Here is a 12,355-nt window from a genome sequence, read left to right on the forward strand (position 1 = left end):
CCGGCTTCTTCTGAAGGAAATCGCTGATGGGGCTTTTTGATCTGCCGGCGCCGTTGTTCACGTTCATCGACAACGTGATGGCGAGCGTCCTGCCGGCGACCCTGCGCCTGGTCGTATGGGCCGTCGTCGGTGCCGTGGGCACCATGCTCCTGTATAAGGTCCTGTCGCCGCAGGCACGGATCGGGCGGGCCAAGAAGGACGCCAAGGCCGCGCGCCGGCGTCTCAACGAATTCGACGGTGACTTCGCCGACGCGGGCCCCTTGATTCGCGACCAGTTCGTGAGCGCCTTCCGCCAGCTCGGCCTGGTCGTGCCCGGCACGATCATCGCGATCCTGCCCCTGCTCTGTCTGCTGGTGTGGGCAGAAACCTGGTACGGCGCGAATCTGCCCGAACCCGGCCAGGCGCCGACGATCACCACTCAGCCGACCGGTTTCGATACCAGCTGGGACGATGCTCAACAGCCCACGCATCTGCGCGTCGGCCGCGACGGCAACAACATTGCCGATATCGTCATGCGTGCCCCCGTGGGCATCGTCACCAAGAAACCCTGGTGGCACTGGCTGGCCGCCAACCCGATCGGCTATCTGCCGGACAACGCGCCGTTGCAACAGGTGCGCATCGAACTGCCGGAGCCGCATTACCTGCCCTTCGGGCCCGGCTGGATGCGCTCATGGCTGGCGATCTTCATTCCCATCATGTTCGTGATCTCGCTGATTCTGTACAAATGGCTGCGTATCGAATGACCGACGAAGACCAGAACGAAGAACAGAGCGAAAACGAGAACCCGAGGACCGCGCGCTCGGCGCCCAGCGATGCCGCGATCGCCAGCTTCGCCGTGCCGACCTGGATGCATCGGGTCGGCGGCTGGCAGCAACGCCATCCGCGTGCCGCCATCAAGCTCGGCAACTTCGATACCCGCATGGCCGGCGATGCCATCGCCGACATCGCCATCGATGCACCGATCTACGTGGCCGGCCTGGCGCGTTCCGGCACTACGATTCTGCTCGAGCTGCTGGCGGCGCATCCGGAGGTGGGCACGCATCAATACCGTGATTTCCCGCCGATCTTCACGCCCTGGCTGTGGGATCGCTGGCTGGCGCGGGTGCCGCAACCCGACGAGACCGCCACCGAACGTGCCCACGGCGACGGCATCGCGGTCACCTCGCGCAGCCCGGAAGCGTTCGAGGAAGTGCTGTGGATGGCCTTTTTTCCGGATATTCACGATCCCGGCCACAGCAGCCTGCTGGATCGCGATACCGACCGACCCGACTTTGCCCGCTTCTACGCCGAACATATGCGCAAGGTACTGGCGGTACGCGGGGCCAGACGCTATCTCGCCAAGGGCAACTACAACCTGATGCGTCTGAGCTATCTGCAGACGCTGTTCAAGGATGCGAGTTTTCTGCTGCCGATCCGCGACCCGGTCTGGCATATCGCGTCGCTGATGAAACAGCAGCGGCTGTTCGAAGCCGGCGAAAAGGCCCATCCGCGTGCGCTCGAACACATGCGGCGGGTGGGTCATTTCGAGTTCGGACTGGATCGACGCGCGATCAATCCCGGCGACAACGCCGCCGTGGAACATATCGAAAAACTCTGGGCCGATGGCCAGGAAGTCGAAGGCTGGGCCCGCTACTGGGCACTGGTCTATGCAGACCTCAAGGACCGCCTGGAAAGCGACGCCCGCTTGAACGATGCCTGCCTGGTGGTGCGCTTCGAGGACATGTGCCGCGACTCGCTCGAGATTCTTCGACAGGTCTATAGCCATTGCGGCTTGTCGATCAGTGACGACGATCTGGCCACCGCGGCAGATCGTCTGCACGAGCCGGGCTACTACAAACCCGCATTCAGCGACGCCGAACTTGAACAGATCCGGGAAATAACCGGACCGGTCGCGGCCCGTTACGGCTACGCGAACGACAACGTCTGAAACAGTCGCCGGCTGCGCAATACCGCCTATCGCCAGGGCACGGCATAAGTGCCTGCACACGCGGGCAGACAACCAGAATCTTCTTGCGCGCCTGATCCTATCGGTCGCGTTCGGGCAACCCGGATTCAACGCCGGTCTGTGCCGATAACGAACACGCCCGGCGCGAGCACGGGACGTGAGGATCCGCTACCGGCCGTCAACCATGCCCTGAACGCACGCCATGTGGCATTCATGGTTCTGGTTATTCGCGAGCGGCGTTTCCGAAAAACAGAAAGCGGCCGCAGAGCGGCCGCTTTTTTACGCGACTGCGCACGCTATGGCGCGCAGCGAGCGCGTCGTTCAGGCAACCGCAGCGATACCGGCCTTGGCCGTCTGCGCATCCTGATCCGGCTTGACGCCGGATACACCGACGGCACCGGCCAGCTGGCCGTCGACCATCACGGGCACGCCGCCGGTCATGGTGCCCTTGAGCTCCGGCACCGACAGAAAAGCAGTACGGCCGCCGTTGATCATCTCCTCGAACGCCTGGGTTTCCTTGCCGCCCAGGGCCGCGCTGCGCGCTTTTTCCGTGGCGACGTAGCTGCCCATGGGCGCACAGCCATCGAGACGGCGCAGCGCGAGCAGGTGGCCACCGTCATCGACGACCGCGATCGTCACGTTCCAGCCCTGCGTCTCGGCCTCTTTCTGGGCCGCGTCGAGAATCTGGTTGGCTTCGGTCAGTGTGAGCACGGATTTCTTTTGCATGTGATGGCAAGTCCTGAATACGAAAATGAAAGTGACGTGTGGCCACTATAAAGCCTAAGGCGCGTTGACGTCTGGCGCGGGCCCGCGAGCCGAACGCAGCAGGCGCGACGGCTTGAGTGCAAAAAAAAGGGCCGCCGATCGGCAGCCCTTTTAATACGACCCGCTGGTGTCGCGCGGCAAGCGGTCAGCCGCCGGTCATCAGCCCGTCGACAACGCCGATGCCGTAGAACGCGATCAGACCGATCACACCACTGAGCAGGCAGTAGTAGAGCGTCGGCAGAATCGTCTTGCGCAACGTTGTGCCTTCGCGCCCCAGCAGACCCACGGTTGCCGACGCCGCCACCACGTTGTGAATGGCGATCATGTTGCCCGCCGCCGCGCCGACGGCCTGCAGGGCCACCATCATCGCGGTAGACAGCCCAAGCGTGGCAGCCACGTTGAACTGGAAGTCGGACAGCATCAGATTCGATACCGTGTTCGAGCCGGCAATAAAGGCACCCAGCGCGCCCACCGCCGGCGCGAACAGCGGATAGATGTTACCCACGCCATCCGCCACGAGCTGCGCCATCGCCACCGGCATCGATACGAGATCGGAACCGTTGACGCCCGAGTTGATCAGGATACGCACCATCGGAATGGTGAAGATCAGCACGAAGCCGGCACCGAATATGGTTTTGGTGGACTCGGAGAACGCCGCGCCCAGCGCCCGCGGCTTCATGCGATGCAGGAAGAACGTCACCAGCACGACCATGCAGATGATGCCACCCGGCAGGTACAACGGCTGAATCGAGCCCGATACACCTTCCTGACCGAGAATATTGCTCCAGCTGAACGCCACCGATTTGAGTGCGTCGGTAATCGGCGGCACGGTGCGCGAGATCACCAGAAACACTGCCAGCAGTACATAGGGCACCCAGCCCATGAACGTGGTGAGCGGCGTGCGGCCGGCGATCTGCTCGAACTTGAGCTCCATGCTGCCGATCCATTCACTCGGCCACTGGCTCTCTTCCGGGAAGTCCCACGATTCCGCGGGAATCAAAAAGCCCTTGCGCGCGGCCGGGACGACGATGGCAAGCCCCACCAGCGCACCGATCATGGAGGGGAATTCCGGGCCGAGGAACACGCCGGCCAGCGCGTAGGGCACCACGAACGCCAAACCCGCGAACAACGCGAACGGCGCAACCGCCAGCCCGTCGCCCCAGGACTTGCGCGCACCGAAGAAACGCGCCATCACCGTGACCATGATCAACGGCATCAATACGCCGCAGATGGCATGCGTGATCGCCACTTCCGAGGTGATCAGGCGGAAGAAGACTTCCCAGCTCGAGCCATTGGCGGTCAGTTGCCCGGCGATCTCCGACTGATGCAGACCGCCGGTGACGCCGACGATGATGGGCGTACCCACCGCGCCGAAGGACACCGGCGTGGACTGGATCATCATGCCGACCACGACTGCGGCCAGCGCCGGGAAACCAAGCGCGACCATCAGCGGCGCGGCCACCGCGGCCGGGGTACCGAAACCGGACGCACCCTCGATGAAACAGCCGAACAGCCAGGCCACGATGATCGCCTGGATACGTCGATCCGGGCTGATGCCCGAAAAGCCGTTGCGGATGGCCGCGATGCCGCCCGAATGCTTGAGCGTGTTCAGCAGCAAAATTGCGCCGAAGATGATCCACAGAATGGCGATCGTCAGCAGCAGTCCCTGCAACGTGGAAGCCAGTACCCGCGTGAACGTCATATCCCATGCCAGCAACGCGATCAGCGCGGTCACCACAAACACGACGGGCATGGCCGTGCGCGCCTGCATGCGAAAGCCGATGAGCATGACGCCCGCCAGCACAAGCGGCACGAATGCCAATATCGACATCATGATTGAAACCATCAATCTCTCCCTGAAAATATACGAGCCGCGATACAACGGCTACCGGACGAACGGCGCGCAGCGGCATCTGTCCCGGATCCCCACGACCCCGGAAGCCGGAAGCTAATCACGAAAACCGCGCAGCGACAATGCGCAGGTGTACGGCACGTGCATCGCCACCGCAGCTTCGCTGGTCCCGCACCGCGACGCAGCACCCATACGGTAAAAGGCGAACACATCGATCATGCCGTGCATCGGCGACGGCGCGGCTCAAGCGTTGCGGCCGGACGGCCGATACCGGGTACGACTAATAGATGAGCGGCCCGCACGTGTCCCAGCCAGACCAGAGCATCAGCCCGCGCTTGAACGATGAGTTCGCAGAGCGCACAAGCGCGGCGATCGCACTTCGCCTGTATACAAAACCGTGGCAGCATCACCCCCTGACACAACTCGGATCGAGGATTCGATAAAGGCGATGCGGCGGTACACGCGAAAAATTCCGGTGAGTGAACTGCGAACGGGCATGTTCGTCGAGGCGCTCGACAAACCGTGGCTGGAAACCGACTATCTGCTCGAAGGCGTTCAGGTCGAGACCGAGGACGATATCGAGCGACTCAGGCGCACCGCAAAGTACGTGTTCGTGACCGCGGGCGGGGATATCGGGCCCGAGGAATCGGATGCCGGCGGCCAACATCCGGTCTCGGAGTCCAAAGCGCTCGCCAGCGACCGCGAGCCGCGCAGCTTCAAGGATGAACTACGCCAGGCACGCATCATCCACGGCGAGACCAAGGTGGTCGTCGACGAGGTGCACGACAATATTCGTGCCGGCAAAAAAGTCGATACCGATGGCGCGCGCGAGGTCGTCGCGCAGATGATGGCCAGCGTGGCCCGTCACCCGGATGCGCTCGTCTGGTTCACCAATCTCAAGAACCGGGACCAATACACCGCGGAGCACAGCATGAATGTGTGCACGCTCGCGATTGCGCTGGCCACCTATGTGGGCGAAAGCGAGCAGAGCGTGCATGAGATGGGCGTGGGCGCCCTGCTTCACGATGTCGGCAAGATCAAGGTTCCGATCAGCATCCTCAACAAACCGGGCAAACTCACCGATCAGGAACTGGCCGAGATGCGCCGGCACCCTGAATATGGATACGAAATTCTGAAAAACGGGTCGAATCTCAGTCCCGAAAGCCTGGAGATCGTGATTGCGCATCACGAACGCATGGATGGCGGCGGCTATCCGCGCAAGCTGGTCGGTGATCAGATCTCCTATTACAGCCAACTCGTAGCCATTGCAGATGTATATGACGCGATCACCAGCGATCGGGTCTATCAGGACGGCCGCTCCCCCGCCGATGCCATGAAGATAATGCGTGATGCGACGGGGCATCTTAACCCGGAACTACTCGGACGGTTCATCGAGTCGCTGGGCGCCTATCCAATCGGCAGCCTGGTCGAACTCAACACCGGCGAAGTCGGTTTCGTTGTCCCGACCGCCGAGCGCCAGGAGCGCCCGACCGTTCTCATCGTGCTCGATCACCGCAAGCGGCGTTATTTTCCGCAACGCGTGCGCGATCTCAATCGTTTCCCAAAGTTCAAGATCATCAAACTGCTGGCGGGTGGCGCCTATGGCGTCAGTGTCGATGACTACGCCGAAGGATGGGAATGAGTATGGACCAGCACGTCCCATCGCTGGGTGTGGCGACAGCAACGCACCCGAATCGATATTCCGACAACGCACGACTGCCTCTATCGCACGCCAGTCCCGCGTTTTTTCAGCGGCGAGAACAAGGACATATCCGCTGCGTTTGCAGCGGCTTGCGCAGCAACGCGTGACCCGATCGCGTTCTTGTTCCATAATCGGAACAGGGGGCGGTGAGTGGCATTGAACGCTGCATTTCACCAGAAATTCTTGTGACAGGTTGCACAGGAATAAAAACCGGCACGACCATGCATAAAGTGGCATCTATCTTTTGCATCTTCGCGATGACGTTGATCGCCGGATGCGCATCGCTTGGTGACAACACCGCAATGCCGGAGGCCGCGCCCGTGCCTGCCGCCCAAGGCATGGCCGGCGCGCGCGACGATCTGCGCCTGTTGCGGCTGAGTCAGGCGCCGCCCGGCAATCGGGCCACAGCGCGTTCCGCCGCGCCCACGACAACCGCGCCCCGCGATACCGACGTTTTTTCGGGCATCGTCCTGGGCGAGGGAGACGTGATCGAATTTCGCATGTTCGGACAACCCGACATGACGACGACCGGCTATATTTCAGCGAATGGCGACGTTTCGTTGCCGCTGCTGCAGCAGTTTTCGGTCGGCGGTCTGACACCGAATGAGGCGCAGACGAAGATCGAGGCCGCCTATCGCGAGGCCGGCTATTTCAACGATCCTCAGGTGAGCATCACCATCCCGCAATATCGCAGCCAGCAGATATCGGTGCTCGGTGAAGTCCGCCAGCCGGGGCGCTATCCGCTGCAGACCCGGACCAGTGTGCTCGACGCGCTGGCCGAAGCCGAGGGCATCACGCCCCAGGGTGCCGAGCGTATCGTCGTGATCCGGCGCACCGCCAGCGGCAGCCGCCGCTACCGCTTGCAGCTGGATCAGCTGGTCGCCGGCACCGAAGCGGCCAACGGTTTTGATCTGGCGGGCGGGGATACGGTCTTCGTACCGCAGGCGCCCCTGTTCTATATCTACGGCGAGGTGCGCCGACCCGACGCCTATGCGATTCGGCCGGGTATGACGGTCATGCAGGCGATCTCGACCGGCGGCGGCCTTACCGATCGCGGGTCCAATTCGCGCATCGTGATCCAGCGGAAAGCTAATGGCAGCAGCCGCTCACTCAACCCCGCGCTCACCGACACGATCCAGCCGGACGACGTAATCTTCGTGAAGGAACGTTTCTTTTGAACAGCGACGACAGCATGCTGGACCGGCCACTCATACCCGGCATGCGTGCTCCGCTCACGCTCGGCCAGTTGCAGCGCATTCTGCGCGCGCGCTGGCGACTGATCGCCGCCGTGGTGGCAACATTCCTGTTACTGGCCGTGCTGTCCATCCTGCTGCTGTCCGACAGCTATGCGGCCAAGGTATCGCTGCTGATCGAATTTCCCGGCGACGATCCGGTCACCGGTCAGCAGTATCCGTCCAACCTCGCCGACAGTTATCAGGCGACGCAGGTCGATCTGCTGAGCAGCTACAAGGTCCGCCTGGCTGTCGTCGACGAGCTGAAACTGGCCGACGATACGGCGGCTCGCCAGAAGTTCGAGGACAGCGCGCCCGCCGGCGCGTCATTCGAGGAGTGGCTCGCCCAGCGTATCGCCAAGAAGCTGACAGTCGCGGCCGATCAGTCGAGCCGGCTGCTCGTCGTGCAATACGAAGACAAGGACCCGCAGAAGAGCGCGAAGATCGCCAACTCGATCGTCGAGCAATATATGGGGGCCAGCGCCCAGATCGCGTCTGACCCCGCCAAGAACCGGCAGTCGCGTTATGCCGAATTCCTCGATGGCCTGCGCGGCAAAGTCGACGCAGCCCAGGATCGGCTCACCGATATCCAGCAACGCCTGCAGGTCATCAACGGCAACAACGCCGGCAATATCGACACCCAGCGTCTGGAGGACCTCGGCCTGAAGCTGAACCAGGCCGAGTCGGATCACCAGGCCGCGCGGGCCAAGGTCGAACAGATCCGCGCCCTGCAGAAAGCCGGCCAGCCGGTTACCGCGCAGGCAGAGATCCTCGGCAGCAGCTATGTGCAGGAACTCAAGGGCCGGCTGTTGCGCCTGCAGTCGGAGCGCGCCGATGTGGGCAAGGTGCTGGGCAGCCGGCATCCAAAGATGCGCTCGCTGAATGCTGAAATCGGCACCGTCAGAGCGCGCCTTAGCGAAGAAATCAACGCCTATCTGCAAGCCAATCGCGGCCAGGCCCAGACCACGGCGGATCAGCAGACAGCCCTGAGAAAGACTTTTGACCAGGAACGCGCCGATGTCATCGATCAGCAGCGAAAACGGGCCGAAGTCGCGAAATACCAGCGCGAGCTGGCCAGCGCAAAGCAGGTCTACGACGCCGCTCTCAATGAATATGACCAGGTCCTGGGGGGCAGCGAAATGCATCGGCAGAACATCTCGGTGATCAGTTGGGCCAGCCCGCCGCGCGCACCGTCCGGGCTGGGCAAGAAGATCAAACTGCTCCTGGCGCTCGTGCTCGGCGCGATCGTCGGCTGTGCCTTGGCGTTGCTGCTGGAATTCACCGACCGCCGGGTGCGCGGGCCGGAGGACATCACCCGCGAAATGGATCTGCCCATACTCGGCGACCTGCCTGGACTGCCGTCATGAGTCGGATCACCGCCGAGTCGGCGGCACGGGCCGCGCCAGACGAACCGCTGGAAGCCGATTCCGGCCATAGCGTGGTTCGCGTGGGTCGGGTCGAGTCCACGGTCGTGGCCGTGCGCGATCCGGCGAGCGCGACGACCCAGCATCTGCGGGCAGTGGCGACGCGTCTGATGGTCGGTCCGCGCGCACAGAAGGCACGCATGTTCGCGGTGACCAGCCCTGATCGGGGCGACGGTCGCAGCTTTGCCGCCGCTAATCTGGCCGCCATCTTCGCCCAGGCCGGCCGCCGCACCGTGCTGATCGATGCCGATTTCCACTCACCACAGCAGCACAATCTGTTCCTGTGTGAGCCGGGCCCGGGCCTGGCTGCCCTGATTCACGGGCGCGCCGACTGGCAGGCCATGCGCAGTGTCGATGACGTGCCTGGCCTGAGTCTGATACCCGCCGGCGAGCAGGCCATCGCCGATCCCATGGCACTCACGCGGGAAAATTTCGGCGTATTGCTGGAGCGACTTCGCGAACGCGTCGATCAGGTCGTGATCGATACCCCGCCGGGCATCGCCTACGCGGACGCCCAGGCCATCGCCGCCCATGCCGGCGCCACCGTCATGGTAGTGCGCCGCAATGCCACCCGCCTGTCCGCGGCGAACAGCCTGACGGCCAGGATGCGGGCCGTCGGCGCCGACGTGCTCGGCACTATTTTCAATCGCCGCTGAATACCGGCGATGCGGCACCGTGATACGGGCTTCTACTGGACCCTGACGGTCCTGTTCTGGATTGCCCTGATCTTCGCCGTGCTGCCCGACGGACTGAGCTGGACCCGCGTGGGAGCCGAAGTCACCGCACAGCAGGGATCGCTCATCCGGCGTCTGCAATGGTTGCCGTTGTTCGGCACCGCCGCCTATGTCATCTGGATTCGCCGTGATGTGTGTATGGGCCTGGCCCGTCATATCAATCCGTTCCTGATCCTGTTCCTGGTCTGGATCGGCCTGAGCGTGCTCTGGTCCGGGTTTCCGAGCGTGACCCTGCGCAAGGTCGTGATCCTGGGCGGATTCAGCGCGATCGCCCTCGCGTTTCAGGCTGCGTCCTGGCAACCCGGTCGCATGCGACGCCTCGTTCGGGCGGGCGTCACCGCACTGCTGGTGGCCTCGCTGCTCACCGCCCTGCTGCTGCCCGACTACGGCCGGGAGGCGAGCCTGAATGCCTGGGTGGGCGTGACCCGAAGCAAGAATCATCTCGGCCTGCTCGCCGGTTTCGGTGTGCTGCTCTGGCTACATGCCTATGCGATTCGCGAAGTCCCCTTCGGTCGCGCCCTGTGCGGCGCGCTGTTCTGCCTGGGCATGCTGCTCATGGCACGCTCGGCGACCAGTCTGGTCGGCGCCGTGGCGATGATGCCGGTGCTGTGGATACTGCTGAGGCCGCCACTGTCCATCCCCAATGTCTGGAGTGTCGGCCTGCTGGCTTTCGTCGCGCTGTTCGCGTCGCTGGCCTTTGGCTATCTGATGATTCTCGGCGTGCCGACCTGGCAGGATCTGGTACGCCCCGTCGCCGGCGCGGTGGGCCGCGACGTGACCCTGACCGGGCGACTGCAGATATGGCAGCTGATGATGCAGGAGGTGAGCAACCATCCCTGGCTGGGCACCGGCTACGGCGCATTCTGGCTCGGCGCGGACGGCCCTGCGCCCTGGGTGACACAGAATCTCTACGGCATTCTCTGGCAGGCACACGACGGCTATATCGACGTGCTCAACGAGACCGGCATCATCGGCCTGTTGCTGGTCGGCGCACTGCTGGCCTTCCATCTCTGGCAGACCGCTGCATTGCTGCGTCACGACCGGGCCAACGCGGTTTTTCACGCGATGTTCATCGGCTATTTCATGCTCAGCAACATCTCCGAATCCAGCCTGTTTCGACCGATCAATTTCCTGTTCTTCATGTCGATCATGACGTCGCTCGACCTGAGTCGTGCCCATGCCAATATTGCGCTCCGACGACGTATCGCTCACAAGACAACAGCGGCGGCCGATACACCGGGCATGCAAGGATTTGCCCGATGACGCGAAAGATTTTTCCGGCTCGCTTGCGACCCGCGGCGGGCGTGCTCGCTCTGCTGGCCGTCTCGACGGCGGGCCCGGCGGCAGCAGCGATACAACTGCAGACCGTGCTCCCACCGATGCCGGTGAGTGAAGCCAACGCCAGTGTTTTCGCTACGCCGCTGGCCTATCGCAACGGCGCGGTCTATACCGTGAACGTGGAGCCGGGGACAAACAAAATCCCGACTTATGGCCTGGGCCTGAATACGGTGGTGCGTCGCGGCCAGCGCGACGCGGACGGGCGCTGGCGCTGGACATCGCATCTGATCGATCCGCAGACACCGAACGATCCCTACCACACGCAGGCATCGATCGGGCTCGACAAGCGCGGCTATGTGCACGTGGTGTACGCCATGCACTACCTGCCCTGGCGCTACTCGGTATCGGCGCGGCCCGACTCCATCGACAAATTCATTTTCCGTGGCCAGCGCTCGAGTGTCACGGCGCGCTACAAGGCACAGCATCGTGACGTCGAATTCCCGGGCCCGGGCACTGCCGCGATTCCGGGTATCCAGGTCACCTACCCCGCTTTCTTCACCGATCGCAACGGCGAGCTCTACGTCACCTATCGCTATGCGGTACGGCCCAAACGGACCTGGGCGGAACGAGTGTTCGCGGGATCGATCGCGCGCTATGACGTCAACACTCGGCGCTGGATCCAGATCGGCGGCGACGTCTCACTCGGCGCCGCCGACGTCGATCTGCCACCCGGCAAGCGGTCGCTGACCACGCGTCCGTTTGCCATGGAACCCGGCTGGTGGACTTATCAGATCCGGCTGGCATTCGATCGGAACAACGGCATGCACGCCTCCTGGCTGTGGCGAATCGGCAATTCCGGCCCCGATAACAGACACCCGAGCTATGCCTACGCGCCGGCCGGCAGCGATATCTTCTATCGCTCGGATGGCAGCGCCTATACGCTGCCGATACGCCTGCACAGCGCGGACTGGATCGCCCCGAAGACACTGCCGCCGCTCGGACCCAAGGGTTTCTACAATCCCGCGCGCATGGCCGTGACCGACGGCGGCAATTCGGTGGTATCGGTACAGGCGGTCGACGGCCGCCGTTATGCCGTGCGTCTGAACGACAAGGGTGTGTGGCAGCAACCCGAGCCCATCCCCTACGACGCCTGGCAGATCCGCTACGATGACCAGGGCCGCGAATGGGCTTTCGCCACCGGCCTGATCGTATTCCAGCGCGACGTCGATGCCGACGGCGAGCCGCGCTCGGACTGGCGCACCGTGTTCGAGGGTACGAAAGCCAACGGCGGCAATCTGTGCAGCCCGCGCATCGTGGCGGGTGACAGCGACGCCACCTTCTTCATCCACGGCAACGTCATCGATCAGGGGCAGTGTCGTGACGACCGTATCGCCATCGTGCGTCTGTCGGAAACCGGCTGACG

10 protein-coding genes are annotated in these 12,355 nt (G+C 63.3%); 8 read left to right on the forward strand and 2 right to left on the reverse strand.

From position 1 onward, the window contains the following. Positions 1 to 26 precede the first annotated feature (26 nt). Complete coding sequence (locus ACFOSU_RS14230; RefSeq protein WP_380690593.1) at positions 27 to 743, forward strand: hypothetical protein; 717 nt, start codon at positions 27 to 29, stop codon at positions 741 to 743. Beyond that, on the forward strand, positions 740 to 1,927 hold the full coding sequence (locus ACFOSU_RS14235; protein WP_380690594.1) for a sulfotransferase: 1,188 nt from the start codon (positions 740 to 742) through the stop codon (positions 1,925 to 1,927). The genes ACFOSU_RS14230 and ACFOSU_RS14235 overlap by 4 nt, the downstream gene beginning before the upstream one ends. A gap of 339 nt (positions 1,928 to 2,266) precedes the next feature. Here ACFOSU_RS14235 and ACFOSU_RS14240 read toward each other — a convergent pair whose 3' ends face one another. Together ACFOSU_RS14240 and ACFOSU_RS14245 are read right to left on the reverse strand one after the other, a co-directional pair. Further along, positions 2,267 to 2,671 (reverse strand): GlcG/HbpS family heme-binding protein, encoded by a 405-nt coding sequence (locus ACFOSU_RS14240; protein ID WP_380690595.1) that lies wholly within the window; start codon positions 2,669 to 2,671, stop codon positions 2,267 to 2,269. Positions 2,672 to 2,855: 184 nt separating this feature from the next. After that, positions 2,856 to 4,556 carry an L-lactate permease gene (locus tag ACFOSU_RS14245; protein ID WP_380690596.1) on the reverse strand — a complete coding sequence of 567 codons (1,701 nt, stop codon included), beginning with the start codon at positions 4,554 to 4,556 and terminating at the stop codon, positions 2,856 to 2,858. Positions 4,557 to 5,037: 481 nt separating this feature from the next. On the opposite strand from ACFOSU_RS14245, the gene ACFOSU_RS14250 reads away from it, so the two are divergent. From ACFOSU_RS14250 to ACFOSU_RS14275, 6 genes are all read left to right on the forward strand, one after another. Continuing rightward, positions 5,038 to 6,204, forward strand: coding sequence for an HD-GYP domain-containing protein (locus ACFOSU_RS14250; RefSeq protein ID WP_380690597.1), 1,167 nt, complete (start codon positions 5,038 to 5,040; stop codon positions 6,202 to 6,204). Positions 6,205 to 6,584: 380 nt separating this feature from the next. Further along, positions 6,585 to 7,442: an SLBB domain-containing protein gene (locus tag ACFOSU_RS14255; RefSeq protein ID WP_380690598.1), complete on the forward strand. Its 858-nt coding sequence runs from the start codon at positions 6,585 to 6,587 to the stop codon at positions 7,440 to 7,442. Then, positions 7,439 to 8,863 carry a Wzz/FepE/Etk N-terminal domain-containing protein gene (locus tag ACFOSU_RS14260; protein WP_380690599.1) on the forward strand — a complete coding sequence of 475 codons (1,425 nt, stop codon included), beginning with the start codon at positions 7,439 to 7,441 and terminating at the stop codon, positions 8,861 to 8,863. The genes ACFOSU_RS14255 and ACFOSU_RS14260 overlap by 4 nt, the downstream gene beginning before the upstream one ends. Further along, positions 8,860 to 9,576: a CpsD/CapB family tyrosine-protein kinase gene (locus ACFOSU_RS14265; RefSeq protein WP_380690600.1), complete on the forward strand. Its 717-nt coding sequence runs from the start codon at positions 8,860 to 8,862 to the stop codon at positions 9,574 to 9,576. The genes ACFOSU_RS14260 and ACFOSU_RS14265 overlap by 4 nt, the downstream gene beginning before the upstream one ends. A 9-nt stretch (positions 9,577 to 9,585) precedes the next feature. Continuing rightward, positions 9,586 to 10,917: an O-antigen ligase family protein gene (locus ACFOSU_RS14270; protein ID WP_380690601.1), complete on the forward strand. Its 1,332-nt coding sequence runs from the start codon at positions 9,586 to 9,588 to the stop codon at positions 10,915 to 10,917. Next, positions 10,914 to 12,353, forward strand: a complete 1,440-nt coding sequence (locus tag ACFOSU_RS14275; RefSeq protein WP_380690602.1) for a BNR-4 repeat-containing protein — start codon at positions 10,914 to 10,916, stop codon at positions 12,351 to 12,353. The genes ACFOSU_RS14270 and ACFOSU_RS14275 overlap by 4 nt, the downstream gene beginning before the upstream one ends. Positions 12,354 to 12,355: the final 2 nt, after the last annotated feature.

The organism is Salinisphaera aquimarina (assembly GCF_042643355.1).
GTDB lineage: Bacteria > Pseudomonadota > Gammaproteobacteria > Nevskiales > Salinisphaeraceae > Salinisphaera > Salinisphaera aquimarina.